The 16,314-nt window shown below is 37.8% G+C and carries 13 protein-coding genes; 8 read left to right on the forward strand and 5 right to left on the reverse strand.

Going from position 1 to position 16,314, the window contains the following annotated elements:
• Nucleotides 1-6 precede the first annotated feature (6 nt).
• The 3 genes from ACY2A0_RS02500 to bcp all read left to right on the forward strand — a co-directional run bounded on the left by ACY2A0_RS02500 (nucleotide 7) and on the right by bcp (nucleotide 2,893).
• Complete coding sequence (locus ACY2A0_RS02500; RefSeq protein ID WP_461788030.1) at nucleotides 7-618, forward strand: fumarylacetoacetate hydrolase family protein; 612 nt, start codon at nucleotides 7-9, stop codon at nucleotides 616-618.
• Nucleotides 619-627: 9 nt separating this feature from the next.
• Nucleotides 628-2,349, forward strand: coding sequence for a M23 family metallopeptidase (locus ACY2A0_RS02505; protein WP_461788031.1), 1,722 nt, complete (start codon nucleotides 628-630; stop codon nucleotides 2,347-2,349).
• A gap of 79 nt (nucleotides 2,350-2,428) precedes the next feature.
• Complete coding sequence (gene bcp, locus ACY2A0_RS02510; protein WP_461788032.1) at nucleotides 2,429-2,893, forward strand: thioredoxin-dependent thiol peroxidase; 465 nt, start codon at nucleotides 2,429-2,431, stop codon at nucleotides 2,891-2,893.
• Between the two features lie 79 nt (nucleotides 2,894-2,972).
• Here the strand turns inward: bcp and ACY2A0_RS02515 are convergent, their stop codons facing one another.
• From ACY2A0_RS02515 to ACY2A0_RS02530, 4 genes are read right to left on the reverse strand one after another with little or no spacing between them, the layout of a single operon-like run.
• Nucleotides 2,973-4,952, reverse strand: coding sequence for an OmpA family protein (locus ACY2A0_RS02515; protein WP_461788033.1), 1,980 nt, complete (start codon nucleotides 4,950-4,952; stop codon nucleotides 2,973-2,975).
• 11 nt (nucleotides 4,953-4,963) lie between these two features.
• Nucleotides 4,964-5,941, reverse strand: coding sequence for a PorP/SprF family type IX secretion system membrane protein (locus tag ACY2A0_RS02520; protein WP_461788034.1), 978 nt, complete (start codon nucleotides 5,939-5,941; stop codon nucleotides 4,964-4,966).
• Between the two features lie 3 nt (nucleotides 5,942-5,944).
• The gene (locus tag ACY2A0_RS02525) at nucleotides 5,945-7,150 is read right to left on the reverse strand and encodes a gliding motility-associated C-terminal domain-containing protein (protein WP_461788035.1); all 1,206 of its coding nucleotides are present in this window, start codon (nucleotides 7,148-7,150) and stop codon (nucleotides 5,945-5,947) included.
• Nucleotides 7,150-9,513, reverse strand: a complete 2,364-nt coding sequence (locus ACY2A0_RS02530; protein WP_461788036.1) for a hypothetical protein — start codon at nucleotides 9,511-9,513, stop codon at nucleotides 7,150-7,152. Before ACY2A0_RS02530 ends, ACY2A0_RS02525 begins: the two co-directional genes overlap by 1 nt.
• Nucleotides 9,514-9,736: 223 nt before the next feature.
• Here ACY2A0_RS02530 and ACY2A0_RS02535 point away from each other — a divergent pair, with 223 nt between their 5' ends.
• The 5 genes from ACY2A0_RS02535 to ACY2A0_RS02555 all read left to right on the forward strand — a co-directional run bounded on the left by ACY2A0_RS02535 (nucleotide 9,737) and on the right by ACY2A0_RS02555 (nucleotide 13,503).
• Complete coding sequence (locus tag ACY2A0_RS02535; RefSeq protein WP_461788037.1) at nucleotides 9,737-10,582, forward strand: transketolase; 846 nt, start codon at nucleotides 9,737-9,739, stop codon at nucleotides 10,580-10,582.
• Between the two features lie 147 nt (nucleotides 10,583-10,729).
• On the forward strand, nucleotides 10,730-11,686 hold the full coding sequence (locus ACY2A0_RS02540; RefSeq protein WP_461788038.1) for a transketolase family protein: 957 nt from the start codon (nucleotides 10,730-10,732) through the stop codon (nucleotides 11,684-11,686).
• A gap of 92 nt (nucleotides 11,687-11,778) precedes the next feature.
• Nucleotides 11,779-12,330 (forward strand): RNA polymerase sigma factor, encoded by a 552-nt coding sequence (locus tag ACY2A0_RS02545; RefSeq protein WP_461788039.1) that lies wholly within the window; start codon nucleotides 11,779-11,781, stop codon nucleotides 12,328-12,330.
• A gap of 39 nt (nucleotides 12,331-12,369) precedes the next feature.
• Nucleotides 12,370-12,981, forward strand: coding sequence for a hypothetical protein (locus tag ACY2A0_RS02550; RefSeq protein WP_461788040.1), 612 nt, complete (start codon nucleotides 12,370-12,372; stop codon nucleotides 12,979-12,981).
• A gap of 63 nt (nucleotides 12,982-13,044) precedes the next feature.
• Nucleotides 13,045-13,503: a hypothetical protein gene (locus ACY2A0_RS02555; RefSeq protein ID WP_461788041.1), complete on the forward strand. Its 459-nt coding sequence runs from the start codon at nucleotides 13,045-13,047 to the stop codon at nucleotides 13,501-13,503.
• Nucleotides 13,504-13,667: 164 nt separating this feature from the next.
• On the opposite strand, the gene ACY2A0_RS02560 is transcribed toward ACY2A0_RS02555, so the two are convergent.
• Nucleotides 13,668-16,313 carry a hypothetical protein gene (locus ACY2A0_RS02560; protein WP_461791233.1) on the reverse strand — a complete coding sequence of 882 codons (2,646 nt, stop codon included), beginning with the start codon at nucleotides 16,311-16,313 and terminating at the stop codon, nucleotides 13,668-13,670.
• Nucleotide 16,314 lies beyond the last annotated feature (1 nt).

Below are 16,314 nucleotides of genomic sequence, written 5' to 3' on the forward strand. Positions count from 1 at the left end.
TGCGGTATGAAAATTATTGCAATAGGCAGAAATTATGCTGCACACGCCGCGGAACTTAACAATGCTATCCCAACAAAACCTATCATTTTTTTAAAACCCGATACTGCTGTACTAAAGGACAATAAGCCTTTTTACTTGCCCGACTTTTCAAATGATATCCATTATGAATTGGAAGTAGTGTTAAAAATTTGCAAAGAAGGAAAACATATTGCCGAGAAATTTGCTTCTAATTATTATAATGAAATTGGCTTAGGTGTGGATTTTACGGCTAGAGACATTCAAGCAGAACATAAAGAGAAAGGGTTGCCTTGGGAATTAGCCAAAGCATTTGACAACTCAGCGGTTATTAGTGATTTCATTCCCAAAGATGATTTTGCAAACATGTACGATCTAAAATTTGAATTGCATAAAAATGGTGAGGTTAAACAGTTGGGGCACACGGCTAATCTTTTATTCTCATTTGAAAAAATTATAGCTTTTGTTTCACAATATATTACATTGAAAAAAGGAGATCTTATTTTCACAGGAACTCCGGAGGGCGTAGGCCCAGTAAATCAAGGTGATCGATTGGAAGCATGGCTTGAGGGACAGCAACTTCTTAACTTCGAAATAAAATAAATAAATTTAATGCGTAACTATATTTTATACTTTCTACTACTTTTTTCCAGCGCCATCTCCTTACATGCACAACAAATTTTCAGCAAAAATAGTTACCCATTAACAGATTTTAGGTCACCACTAGATATTACACCGCCGGCTTTGGCGGGTTCTTTCGGGGAATTAAGATCTAACCACTTCCACTCGGGCATTGATTTCAGGACCAACCAACGGATTGGCTATCCTGTTTATGCTTCTGCTGATGGCTTTATTTCCCGACTCCGTGTACAAAACAGTGGTTTCGGTTTAGCTTTATACATCACACATCCGAATGGTTACACAACCGTATATGGACATCTTTCGAGATTTAATCCGAAAATAGCACAGATTGTAAAAGATATCCAATACAAAAAACAATCCTATGAAATCGATGAATTTCCTGCGTCGAGCTTAATTCCTGTTAGAAAAGGGGAAGTGGTAGCCTATACCGGAAATACAGGCAGCTCTGGAGGGCCACATCTTCATTTTGAAATTAGGGACAGCAAAACCGAAGCAACCATTAACCCTCAACTATTAGGAATAGACATTCCTGATAACATTCCGCCAGTAATCCATGCGATGTACGTGTATCGAACAAATGAAAAACCTTTTAACGAATTTACCCCGAAACAGTATTTTCAAATTGCGGGAGGCAACGGCAAATACAAGATCAACCAAGTGAACACCATACACTTAAGTGGTGAAGTAGGTTTTGGAATAGTGGTTAACGACAGACATAACGGCGCTTCTGGTAACAACGGAGTCTACTCTATTGAATTAACTGTTGATAGCAATAAGATTTACACGTCGGCTTTAGAGAGATTTTCATTCGAAAATAGTAAGGCAATTAACTCGCACATCGACTATCCTACTTACCAGCGGACCAAACAAAGTATACAAAAAAGTTTTGTGGAACCCGGCAATCCGCTTCAAATCTACTTCAACCTAGTTAACAATGGACGAATTGTATTTAATGATGGCAAACTACATGAGGTAGTATATACAATAAGCGATTCTCGTGGGAACAAAAGCACCCTATCATTTAATGTCTTGGCTGATCCAAAAGCTGTAATTAATACACCAGAGCTTCCAGTTGGGACAAATTTTATTTACAGCAGGCAAAACGAATTTAATAAAGATGACGTAAAAGTAGTGTTGCCCAAAGGAACATTATATAACGATTTAAATTTCACCTACAAAAAAACGGCTAAGCCACAAACAAATGCCTATTCCGAAGTGCATCAAATTCATAATGCCCTAACACCGCTGCACACCGGATTTGACTTATGGATTAAACCTGATAGTACGCTGCTAAGGTACCAAAGCAAGGCTTTAATTGTAAATACTAACCGATCATCGCAAGGTGGCTATTTCGAAAACGGATGGGTAAAAGCTAAACCACGCACTTTTGGAAGTTTCTTTGTAGCCATAGACACGATCCCTCCTAGTATTGTGCCGCTTAACATTGCCAATGGAAAAAATATGGCGGGCATCAGCAGTGTAAAATTTAGAATTAGTGACGGCCTATCTGGCATTAAAAGTTTTAATGGTTACATCGACGGAAAATGGGCGTTGATGGAGTTTGATGCTAAAACAGCAAACCTTTGGCACACCTTCGACGACAGAACAGCTAAAGGAAAACATCGCCTTGAGCTGGTTGTAACAGACATGAAAGACAATACCAAACGCTATATGGTTGAATTTTATCGCTAACGAATCTAATTGATATACAAAGGTTCGATGATATGGTGTATATTAGGTATTTATAACTTAATCATTCAATTATTAAAATATGAGTACATTACAAGAGGGCGACAAAGCGCCAATGTTTTCAGCAAAAGATCAGCATGGCAATACGGTAAACCTGGATCAATTTAAGGGCAAAAAAGTAGTGCTATATTTTTATCCTAAAGATGATACACCAGGATGTACCGCCGAAGCTTGCGATTTTAGAGACAACTATCAAGGATTAAAAACAAAAGGTATTGAGGTGCTTGGTGTAAGTGTGGATGATGAAAAATCTCACCAAAAATTTGTGACTAAACATAGTTTGCCATTTACCTTATTAGCTGACACCGACAAAAAAATTGTAGAAGACTATGGCGTATGGGCAGAAAAAAACATGTACGGTAAAAAGTATATGGGCACCAACAGAACGACATTCATCATAAACGAAGAAGGTAATATTGCCCACATTATTAAGAAAGTTGATACTAAAAACTCGACGGCACAGGTACTATCATTATTGGAGGCGTAAAGCGGAAGCATTAAATAAAAAAAGATCCCTCAATTACTGATAATTGAGGGATCTTTTTTATCTATCGAATTAATTCAAACTAATTTAACTGGTGACTTAGCTTCTGAGTCATTGCCAGTACTGGCGTCACTTTAACAATTTTAAATTCCGTACGTCTATTAAGCTGATGTTGGGCTTCGGTACATTTCACTCCGTCGGCACATTGATTTAACAATTCGGTTTCTCCTTTGCCCACGGCTGTTAACCTATCTGCATTTACACCTTTATTAAGCAAATAATCTTTCGCACTGTTCGCTCTTTTATCAGATAGTACCTGATTATATGCTGCAGCACCTCGGGCATCAGTGTGTGCTACCAACTCCATTTTTACGTTCGGCATGCTATTTAAAAAATCGTTCACTTTATTCAGATCCGCCACGGCATCTTTCCTGATATTCCATTTATTAAAGTCGTAAAAAATATTGTTGAGTTTAATAGTGTAAACATCTTTAGAACGTTCCAATTCGAACCGGATATCGTAAATAGTAGATTGATTAGCACCTTTTGTAGAAATTTCACCAGTTTGGGTAGTGTAGTATTGTTGGGGATCTCCCTTCACTAAGTAATTTGTTTCCTTTTCAAGTTTGAAGTTAAATTTTCCATCATTATCTGACAAAACCTTAGTTGATGTACCGTTGTCCTTATTGATCAACAAGATTTCCAAACCCGCAATTGGCGTGTTAGTGCCTTTTTCTACCACTAAACCATTTACGGCGTAAACGTTGTCTTGCGGACTTTGCTGCATTTTTATACCGGTTTTAAACCTATAGATGTCATCCAAGCCGACACCTCCGTTTCTGTTACTGGAAAGGTATCCGGTATTTAAATCGCTGTTAAATAGCACCCCAAAATCATCCTTCGGAGAATTGATTGGAGCACGTAGATTTTCTACATCTTTAAAACTATTACGATTTCCTATTGCCGAAAAAATATCCAATCCGCCCATTCCAATATGTCCCCTAGATGCAAAGTAAAATTTACCATCTTGTCTTACCGTTGGAAAAACATCATCTTCAGCAGTATTTACAGCATCGCCGCAATTAGCAGGTTTGCTCCAAGTACCGTTAGGCATCTTCTCAGCATAATACAAGTCCATCCCTCCATATCCGCCTGGCATATCTGAAGCGAAGTATAAAATTTTGCCATCTGGGGATAACGCTGGGTGCTGAACTGAGAATGAACCATCATTGTTAAATGGAAGTTTATCTTTTGCAATCCATTCGTTACCCTTTTTTACTGCCATAAGTAAATACTGCTTGCCCACATCGCCTGCTTTTGTGTTTTTATTAGTTGACATTACCGCCCGGGTAAATAAGATAGTATCTAATGTTGGATAAACTGCTAATGGACCGCTGTGGAAGCCCTTATTGATACTACCTTTAACTAAATTCACTTCTTTCGATGCAAGGGATACATCATAAATTTTTAAGTAAGGATTACCTGTCCATCCGTATACTTCTTCACCTTTTTTATTTTTTTGCCATCTGTCGGAAATCAATAACATGTCGTTGCCCAATTTTACAGGGCTAAAATCAGAGTTCTCTGAATTGAAGCCAATCTCGTTTTCAACCTTGGCACCAATATCTGGATTCTCAAACCAATTTTTAGCAGTTGTACACATGTTGGCTTGCCTTTCAGCTTCCGAAGCTTGTGTTGGGTTTTTCTGTCCCCAAATTTTTAAATTAGCAGCGGCCGCGTCGAATTTGCCGTTTTGTTTTAGTGCTTCCGCTAAATATTTATAGTTATCCGCACTCGCATCTGGATAGGCGATCACTTTGTTATACCAAATTTCTGCCGCTTCTGTATTATTGATAAAGCGGTAGCAATTCGCGATTTTCTGAGCAACTTCAACGCTGGGATTTACGTTCATAATTTTCTCATAAATCTCTAACGCGTATTTATAATCAAGCTGTCGATAAAGTTTATCGGCTTCTTTGATGTCGTCGGAAAATAGTACCGATGGCAGGAGATAAATAAACAGGAAAAGGGAAAAAACTCTGAAAAACTTTTTAAATGTCATATCACTCTGCGTTAGAAATACCGCGGAGAAGTTAAAGCACTGTTTTTATAGTTTTTATTGCCAATAGTGTATCCTAAAGAGATCTCATGGCTACCTGATGAATATGAATTCAGATCTGAAAGACTGTAATCATAAGCATATCCCACTCTAAACTTTTTTGCTACAAAAACTTCAACTAATCCAACAAGCGAATTTTGTTGAAAAGTAGCATTTAAATTGTTAGTATTTTTCCACATATCAACACCCACCCTATATGATGCTCCTAACCAGAGTACATCTTTAAACAAAAAAGATGTGTTTACATCGAAATTACCCATACTTTGTGGGTCATCTCTTAGCATGATAGATGGTTTCATCTTCACATTTTCATTAACATTTATTATTGCACCAGCTGTTAAGAAGATGTGGATAGGTGGCAAAGCGATGAACCTTGCTTGCTGTTTATTTTTATTTAAGGCAGTAGTTAATAAGTTATTTGCTGATATTCCAGCGTAAAACTTGTCGTTACTAAAGTGAATGCCGAGTTTGGCATCTGGTGAAAGGTAATTTTGTGTGCCTGCAAACGTATTATCAGTTGGGTCGCCAATCACGGCCTCATCATTATTTAACGCAAATTGCACCGCACCCAATCCAACTCCAAAACTTAATCGCGAATCTCCATTCAATTGCAAACGATAAGCATAGTTTGCCATAATAGACGTTTGCCCTTGGATACCTACTTTATCATTCATAATGGCTATCCCTAAACCCACGTTCTTATTGTGAAAAAATGCGCCATCGGCAATTAACGACTGTGTTATTGGTGCGCCCTTAATGCCTATCCACTGGTTTCTACTCAACAAATTAATGTTGATATCTTCCTTATAGCCAGCATAAGCAGGATTAACCAACAGATTGTTGAACATATATTGACTATACGTAACCTCGTTTTGCGCAATAACTGCAAATGGGCCAAACACTATTAAAAGCAGGAGTAAAAATCTTCTCATGTTTTAGTTTTTAACCATAGTAATTGAACCTTTAAAATACTCGTCCTTACCATCTATCTTTACTCGTAAAATGTAGATATAAGTACCAGAAGGAGCATTTTGTCCGTCCCAGAACTTTGAAGAACTATAGCCATTAACTCGATGAATCAAATTGCCAGACCTGTCAAAAATCTTCAAATCATTATCAGGAAAAGCATCGATATTTTTGATTTCCCAGGTGTCATTTTTCCCATCACCATCAGGAGAAAATGCATTGTAAAAATTTAGCGGACTTGCATTAGTCACGTTCGCAAAAGCAATGGGAATACTTTTATCCGACCCTAAGGTTAATGTCTTATAGAAGAATGACTTGGAAAGTCCAGCAGTAATTGCTGCATTATCTTGGAATACAACCGGCACAAGCCTGTCCCATTGATTCTTTGTTGCCCAGCTCACCAAGCCGTTAAACTTTTCAGCGGCAGTGGTATAGAATGATAGATCTAGCGACAAATCAGCGCCTTTAAGTTGAGAAATAACATGGTAGTAACCCTCATTAACCTCAGTCACCGCAGCAGTTTTGCTTGATCTACTGTAACCATCGTTATTGGCATCATTGTCTACAAAAGAGACACCCACGTAAGATTCAGGCGCAGCTTTTGAAGATAGTCCCACAAAGCGCTTAATACCTAACTTGCTCGATCCCATTGGGTATAAATAGCTGTCGCTCCCTTTCATCCATCTAACAAAACTCCCCTTCGCCGTAGTATTCACGAAACCATTATTGAAGTATAACGTGTTAGCATCATAATTAGCCAACCTAAATCTATAGTCACCGGTTTGAAGTTCTGCGTTATCCAAATCTAGCGACAACAAAGCGTCAATATCTGTATTCATTACAAAGGTACCGTCACCTTTTAATATCAACCTTGGAAATGTAGTTAAGGCCGTTCCAGAAAAAACAACATTTCTACCGGTAAAAGTAACCGAGCCGTTGGACAAGTAATGAAATACGTTGGTATTAAGGTCATTGTTTTCCCAATCGCCGCCAATAACCATTTCTCCTTTGTTCAATATAGTGCCTTTGTTGTTGATAAACTTAGCATCTATATACAGCATTGCATTTTGACCAACAAGTATATCGACACCATTATTGACCATTTGTGCAAGTGCACTATTACCTACAAGAAGTAGTGCAGCCGCAAAAGAAATATATCGAAGCTTAATCTTCATTATTGTATCGCACTAATGTAAAACGTGGCCGACGCAAGATCGATTGCTAAATCACCTACGTTGGTAAATTTAACCTCAATAGTATTAGCCGAAACTACCCTAGCATAAGCTATAATTAAACCGTTAGGAAGCTCAATGCTGGATGAAACCGATACGCTTGCATCAATACCAACGCCAGCAATTATAAAGTTTTGTTTGAAGGAAGCTTTAGACGCAATTGATGGCAAATCGGCGGTTAAAGCAGCTTTATGAACAGAAGCAACATAATTACCCGTTACTCCAATACGAACCTTTCCGTCAGTGCCTATTCTCAATCCCTCTTTTCTATTCGAAGCAAAAACGACTTCCTTGGCATCCGTAGTTCCTACAAAATCATCGTTTACACCCGGCGTGGTAGTTCCCCCCACGTTACCCATTCCGTTTCCGTTTCGTAACCAAGCACTGGCACTACCCGAAGGACCTTGAGGACCTGCTGGGCCTTGCTCCCCTGGATCACCCTGAACACCTTGCGGGCCCATTGGACCTACGTTTCCTTGATCACCTTTATCGCCTTTATCTCCTTTAGGACCAGCGGCGCCCGTTGCACCAGTTGCTCCGGTAGCACCAGTCGGTCCGGCGGGACCGGCAGGGCCAGTTAATCCGATAGGGCCTTGAGGACCAGTTGCACCTGCTGCTCCAGTATCACCTTTGTCGCCTTTGTCACCTTTCAAACCCTGCAAACCTTGTGGGCCAGCAGGACCTACTGTACCAGTATCGCCCTTATCACCCTTATCGCCTTTCGCACCTTGCAAACCTTGCGGACCAGTTGCACCGGCAGGACCTTGAGGACCCTGAGGACCAGCAGCACCTGTATCGCCTTTGTCACCTTTTGATCCGGTTAAGCCTATGGCTCCTTGTGGACCAACGGCACCGGTATCTCCTTTATCACCTTTTGCTCCTTGGGGGCCAGTTAAACCTATTGGACCTTGCGGACCAACTGAACCAGTATCACCTTTATCGCCTTTAGCTCCGGTTGGACCCGCAGGACCTGTAGCACCGGTTAAACCAATAGCACCTTGCGGGCCAACGGCACCAGTAGCTCCTGTATCTCCTTTGTCGCCCTTATCGCCTTTAATGCCTTGAACGCCTTGAGGGCCTGTAGGACCAACGGCGCCAGTATCTCCTTTATCACCTTTTACACCTTGTGGACCAGCAGGGCCAGTTAACCCAACAGGACCTTGAGGACCAGCGGGCCCAGTCAATCCAGTAGGACCTGCAGGACCAATCGCACCTTGTAAGCCAACGGGGCCTTGAGGGCCAGCTACGCCAGCATCACCCTTGTCGCCCTTCGCTCCTTGCAGCCCTTGTGGACCAGTTGGCCCAACGGCGCCCTGAGGGCCCTGAGGTCCTACTATCCCTGTTGTCAAGTTTGCTACAGAAGTCCATGTCCCATCTGCTTGGCGCTTAAAGACATTTCCAGAATTATTATTGAGATATAGATCACCTTCTTTTACGCCCACAGGCTCAGTAGCATTGCTAGGTGGATTTAATGTGCCATTATACCACTGCGCTCCAGCTGGCCCAATGGGACCAACAACGCCAGTTGTTAAGTTTGCAACTTCCTGCCAAGTGCCACTGTTTCTGATAAAAACTTTACCGTTATTATTATTTAGATAGTAATCGCCGTCTTTTGATCCAGCTGGCTCTGAAGCCGACGCAGGAGGATTCAAATTACCGTTAGACCATGTAGCACCATTAGCGCCATTATCACCGGGATCCCCTTTGTCGCCCTTGTCACCTTTTTCACCTTGATCTCCTTTATTACCGTTTACGCCATTAGTCCCAGCAGGCCCCTGCGGACCTTGCGGACCAGTAGCGCCACTTAAACCGTTAACGCCCGCATCTCCTTTTTCACCTTGGTCGCCTTTGTCACCTTTAGTACCTTGAGGTCCAGCTGGACCGGCTGGGCCTGTTAACCCCACGGATCCCTGCAAACCTTGGCTACCGGTGTCACCTTTGTCACCTTTGGGACCTTGTGGACCAGTTAATCCTGCAGGGCCTTGTGGACCAGTATCACCTTTATCTCCTTTTGCTCCAGCACCTGTTGATAACTCCTCCCATTTATCGGCATTCCAAACGTTAAACTTATTAGTTGTAGTATTGTAAATCAGCAAACCATTGATGGTTGCATTTGACGTACCATCGGCTTGCAATTTATTTCGCTGCACTTCTGTCAATCTCGGAATCAAAATTCCTTTTTCAGTAGAATAGATATCTAATACAGATTTTGCGTTTGGCGTACTTGTGCCTATACCTATATTACCAGTTTGGGCAAAGCCCACTGATGTAAAAAACAAGAATGTTAAAAAGGTAAAAATCCTCATAAGCGTAAATGTTGTTTCGTTGATTTTTGGGTAAATACTTACTCAAAATAAGAGTATATTTTTCATTATTACAAACTTATCAACATTTTTATGCTAAAATTTATTTTAAATGTGGAAAACTACAACCATAGTTTAAAGCTTTAAGCCATAAAAATTGGGTTTCAGGTAGTTAACAAATGGATATTTAAATTAACTTTGTTATATTATATAATTATTTTTTTTGATGAAACATACAATCAGTGAACTAGAAGATATCGCCTCACAAGTGAGAAGAGATATCCTGCGAATGGTACATGCAGTACAATCTGGACATCCTGGAGCATCTTTAGGTTGCGCCGATTTTTTTACGGCACTCTATTTTGAAGTAATGAACCATAATCCTGAATTCAACATGGATGGTAAAAACGAAGATCTTTTCTTTTTGTCAAATGGTCATATTTCGCCAGTTTGGTATAGCGTTTTGGCCAGAGCAGGTTATTTCGATGTGACCGAACTTAAAACTTTTAGAAAACTAGATTCGAGACTTCAAGGACACCCAACAACTCACGAAGGCTTGCCTGGTATTCGTATCGCTTCCGGATCTTTAGGACAAGGGCTTTCTGTTGCAATTGGCGCAGCTTTGGCAAAAAAACTTAACAATGATCATTCTTTAGTTTTTGCACTTTTGGGCGATGGCGAGTTACAAGAAGGACAAAACTGGGAAGCTTTTATGTTTGCTCCACACAATAAAGTTGACAACATTATTGCAAGTATAGATTATAATGGACAACAAATTGATGGCCCAACAGACAAAGTGCTTTCTTTAGAAAATTTGCAAGCAAAATTTGAAGCTTTCGGATGGCATGTCATTACTTCTGACGGGAATAACATGGAAGAAATTTTAAAAAGCTTACACTATGCTAAATCTTTAACCGGAAAAGGAAAACCTATTTTAAATTTAATGAGTACCCAAATGGGGTATGGCGTTGACTTTATGGTAGGCACACACAAATGGCATGGGTCTGCTCCTAACGATGCGCAGTTAGAAAGCGCACTAGGGCAAATCAAAGAGACAATTGGAGATTATTAATTAGATTTTAGAAGTTAGATATTGGATTTTAGACTTACAAACTAAATGAAATATTTAATTTAACAGACAGAGATTTGAGAACGCAGATAAAGAATTTGGAAACAACCAATCTCATATCTAATATCTCATATCTGATATTTCATAAAAATGAAGAAATATACATACACAGATAAAAAAGATACACGTTCCGGTTTTGGAGCTGGCTTACATGAAGCAGGCAAAAAAAACGAAAATGTAGTGGCACTTTGTGCTGATTTAGTTGGCTCGCTAAAAATGGATGCCTTTATTAAAGATTTCCCTGAACGCTTTTTCCAAATCGGAATTGCTGAAGCTAACATGATGGGCATTGCGGCGGGTTTAACTATCGGAGGTAAAATTCCTTTCACTGGAACTTTCGCTAACTTTTCTACAGGAAGAGTTTACGACCAAATCAGACAGTCTATCGCCTACTCTGGCAAAAATGTTAAAATTTGCGCATCGCATGCTGGCTTAACCTTAGGAGAAGATGGAGCAACACACCAAATTTTGGAAGATATAGGCTTAATGAAAATGCTTCCTGGCATGACGGTAATTAATCCTTGCGATTACAACCAAACCAAAGCGGCTACTTTAGCTATAATGGATCATGAAGGACCTGTTTACCTTCGCTTCGGTCGTCCGGTTATCCCAGTATTTACTCCAGAAGATCAAAAATTTGAAATCGGAAAAGCTTGGATGGTAAACGAAGGTAAAGACGTTACAATTGTTGCCACAGGACACATGGTATGGAGAGCAATACAGGCTGGTGAAGAATTGGAGAAATTGGGTATCGACGCAGAAATAATAAATATCCACACCATTAAACCTTTAGATGAAGAAGCCATCTTAAAATCAGTTAAAAAAACTGGTTGTATTGTTACTTGTGAAGAGCATAACAAATTAGGTGGTTTAGGAGAAAGCATTGCTCATCTTTTGACTACAACTTATTTGGCCCCTCAAGAGTTTGTGGCTGTTAATGATAGCTTCGGCGAAAGCGGTACCCCAGATCAATTAATGACAAAGTACAAGTTAGATCCATCTGATATTGTTGCTGCTGCACAAAAAGCAATTTCAAGAAAAGGTTAAGAACATCCACAAAGGCACCAAGTACACCAAAGAATTACCGAAAACTTTGTGTTCTTTGAGTCTTTGTGGGTTACAAATATTATAGCAATAAAATGAAACAAGTTGAAGACGAAGAAATTCTTTCGAAGTTTAATGAGGAAAAAACTCGCAATGCTGCCTTCAACCTGCTTCTACAAAAATATCAGCAAAAAATATATTGGCATATTCGCCGCTTGGTAATTGACCATGACGATGCAGATGACCTAGTGCAGGAAACTTTTGTTAAAGTTTGGAAAAACCTGCAAAATTTCCGGGCTGACTCCCAACTTTACACTTGGATTTATCGAATTGCCACCAACGAATCAATCACTTTTCTTAACAAGAAGAAAAACAAAAACAATGTTTCAATTGATGATGTTGACACCGACCTATCGGAAACTTTAGCTTCATCTACTTACTTTGATGGCGATAAAATACAACGAAAGTTACAAAATGCCATTCTTACCCTGCCTGAAAAACAACGTCTTATTTTTAATATGAAGTACTTTGACGATATGAAGTACGAAGAAATATCAGAAGTACTAGGCACCAGTGTTGGTGCACTCAAAGCTTCCTTTCACATAGCAGTTAAAAAAATTGAAACAATATTATTAAATCAGGATTGATATTAAACCTTTTACCTGAAAAAGCATCAATAAATATATATGAGTAAAATGGCCGATAATATGGAATGGGAAAATGAAGCGCCAGAACTAGCGAAACTGGAAAAAAGGAACCCTTTTACAGTACCTGCTAATTATTTTGATGAATTAAGTCAACGTACGCAAAGCCTAATTTTTATTGAGTCTTTAAAAAACGAAGCAAAATCAGGCTTTGAAGTACCTGCAAACTACTTTGAAACGCTGCAAGAACAAATTAATAGCAGGTTAACTATTGAGCAACTAACAGCTGATAGCGAAAGCGGCTTTAAAGTTCCTGATGGATATTTCAATCAGTTACAAAGCAGCATTGTAGCAAAAACTAAGTCAAGCAAAACAATTAAGCTTTGGCACAAGCCCTTATTCAAATATGCTGTTTCGGCATGTTTAGTTTTGGCATCAACCACGGGCTGGTTTGCGAACAAACAATATCAAGCTACTAAATTACGTAATACCGAATTGGCTAAAGAACAATTACTTTACGACATTGACGAAAGTGTGATTTTGGAATACATGCAAGAAACGCAAAATACCAAAACGGCTAATGTATCTGATAGTGAAATGGAAAACTACATTTTAGATAATTTTTCTGCTCACGAACTGTCGAATAGTTTATAAAAATATAGTTATGATGAGGCTGCAAGATTAGCATCATCGAAAACAAAAAGCAAATTTAAACAGATGAAAAACCTATTTTTTGCATTATTTATCCTCCTACCAAACTTGCTACTTGCGCAAGGCCCGCGTGGTGGCGGCGGCGAAAAAATGGAAGCCCGAAAAGTAGCCTTTTTAACGACAAAGCTAGACTTATCGGCCGATGAGGCAAAAATATTTTGGCCTATATATAATGATTATGTAAGAGAAATATCGGCTTTGCGAAAAGAACGCGTTCAAAAAATGATCAGTTTTCGCAAGCTAAAAGAAATTGAAGATTTAGACGACGAAGAAATTCAAACCTTAATTTTAAACGATTTCAATTTTAGACAACGAGATTTGAATATTGAACGTAAATACTACAATAAGTTTAAATCTAGTCTTCCTATAAAAACCGTAGGAAAATTTTACAGAGCACAAGAGGCTTTCAAAAAAGAAATTTTACAACAGTTCAGGGCTGGTGGACCTCCTCCTCCCGGCAACTAGCGTTTGGTTAGGTTGTTTTTTAAAAGGATGTTTTTACGAATTCCCTCAGAGTATTTTGAAAAAAAGATATTTGTCTTGTAGCAGCATAATGCTATTAATCTTTAATTTTTTTTATCTAAGCAGTTTTGAATTAAAAAAAGCTGTACTTGTTTTAAGATTTTGATCTAAAACTGAAATCCAACCTTACATAATAACATCCTGCCCCTTAAAAAATAATTAGCTTCTAAAAGATAGTTATTGGAATAAGTATAGTTAGAATAAGATTTAACGCTGAAAATATTGTTGACGGCTACGGAAAAATCTAATCTTGGCTTTTTTAAAGTTTTTTGCAATTTAAAATCTGCAAAATAATAATTTACAGGACTGGTCTGATTTGCGTTGTTGTAATAGTGTTCAACAATTAACTTTGCAGAATAATCTTTAGGCATAAATATATCAAGTGATAAGTGCTGTTTTAAGAAAGATATTGGATCAAAAAAAGTTGGTACGTCCATTTGCACTGTGGAACTTTTATATCTGGTCAACTCTAGACCGTGTGTAAGTGAAAAGGCTTTGTTAATTTTACTACTCACCCTAATTCCAAATCCAATTGTTCTAGTTTCAAAATCTGTTAAAACACTTCGCTGCACCTGCTTCAAATTATTGATGCTATAATTTAAACGGACATCTATACTTGTTTTTAATGCTAAATAATACTTATTAACATCTGCCGTTATGCTTAAATTTGCGGAAGGGTTATCTTGTAAAATGGCACTTTGAGTGATCAAAACACTATTAAACTCTGTTTCTACTAATACATTGCTGACATCATATGAGTAACTGACACCTAAATTTGCAAAAACAGCGTTGATTATATTTCTGTAATTTAAACTATAATTAAGGTTTCTGCTATTCTTTCTATAAAGTGGAATATCGTTATTGATTAAGCTACGGTAATTTTGCAAGATAAAACTTTGATTAGATAAATAGCTCAAATTCCGATCGAAGGACACACCGATATTTGTGTCCCAACATGAGCTTATAGCGTACCTAAAATTTAAATTTGGATTGATAAATAAATCTTGAGTTCCTTGTTTTAAATTTCCGCCATTATTACTTAAAGTGTTAAAATTAATATTTACACCCAATTTTCCACTTATTCTTCTATTTATAAAACCGATTGATGTTTCATCATAAATTTTTAGCGTATTTCTTTCAATGATATTATCAAAATTTCCAGTTGCTGGAAATTTATTTTCATTATCAATTAATTCAAGTTTATTACATAGGTCCTGCATCTTCAACAATACGCCTACTTTAGTGTTAACGTTAAAAACACCTAACTTTTTGCCGTAAGACAGAGAATTATTATTAAAAAATTCTTTCAATTGTGCGAACTGAATAAGTTCGCTATAGGGTTGACCGCCATTTAAAATACTATTATATTGACCGGGTGCTACACCTAATTTTTGTGGCAGATTAGTATAGCTTACAAAAGAATTAATACTTAATAAATTATCTTCAATATTTAATATACCACTTAAATCATTGATAAGATTTACGAATGGGTTCATCAAAATTTGATTTATCCCACTTGAAGAAATAAAATCATTTTCAACACTCCATAAACGCTGAAATTTTAAATTATCCTTTAAATATTTTTTTTTTGTATTCGCTTCTAATATTAATCCCGTTAAAAACTTGTGATAATAGCGTTCTCCGATATGATTCTCTTCTATTACTATTGTATCATTCGGTAAAAATATATTGGTGGTAGCGTTATCGCTATTTTGTATTTTATCATGTTCATAAACCGCGTTAAACTTTAAATTTAAAAACTTATTAAGGCCAACTAAGTAATTGGTACTGACTAGAGAGTTGTTATTGAACCAATATCTGTTTGCATCAATTGGTGGCACAGCGGTCCTAACCAATCCGAGTAAATCTCTTTTTAAACTGCTGCTTTGAACCAAATTTTGGCTAAAGTTATGTTCGTTGAGCTCTTTATCTAAGTTTACACCGACATTATTGTTTTTGAGAGAACTAATGTACTGTATATTTTTACTGAACTTCAACAGCGAAAGGTTATTATCACGTAGAAATGGCGATAAGCCGATTCCTACATTACCGTTCCCTAACAGCTTTAATTTAGCGTCGTCATTTAACTTAATATTTATCGCTGCCCTTTCAGTTTGTTCTATGCCATCTAACATTTTTATAGGCTGATGATTTTCTAGTAACTGAATATATTCTACGGCATTAACGGGTAAATTGTTACTAGCAATGCTATATCTGTCCTCCAACAAATCTTTACCATCGACATAAAACTTATTAATTGCTTTGTTCTGATATAATATCTGTCCACTCTCCGTGACCTTAATCCCCGGTAGGTTTTTAATCACATCTATGATTACTCGATCGCTTTTATGGGCAAAAGAATTAACATTATAGTTTATGGTATCATTATTTTTTGAAATAAATTTTTCTTCTTTAATAAGAACCTCCGGCAATTGGATCTCAGATACTTTAAGCTCTAAATCTAAATATTGTATATCCTTATTTGGCAGAAATAAAATGTAATTCTTATACCCTAAACTTTTTATCTCTAGACGTAAAGTATCTTCAAGAGATTTGTATCTAACAATAAAATCACCAAGATTATTACTAGAAGTGTAGCCCAAGATACTATCTTTTGATTTTGAAAAAAGAATTACATTTGCGCCGACTACTGCTATGCCAGAGCTTTTTAGATTACCTTGTACTACTTGCTGACTGAAGGAATTAATTGATACGAGCAAAATAAAAATAAAAATCCTGAGTCTGAACAACACT

It is taken from the genome of Pedobacter sp. (assembly GCF_965249885.1).
Lineage (GTDB): Bacteria > Bacteroidota > Bacteroidia > Sphingobacteriales > Sphingobacteriaceae > Pedobacter.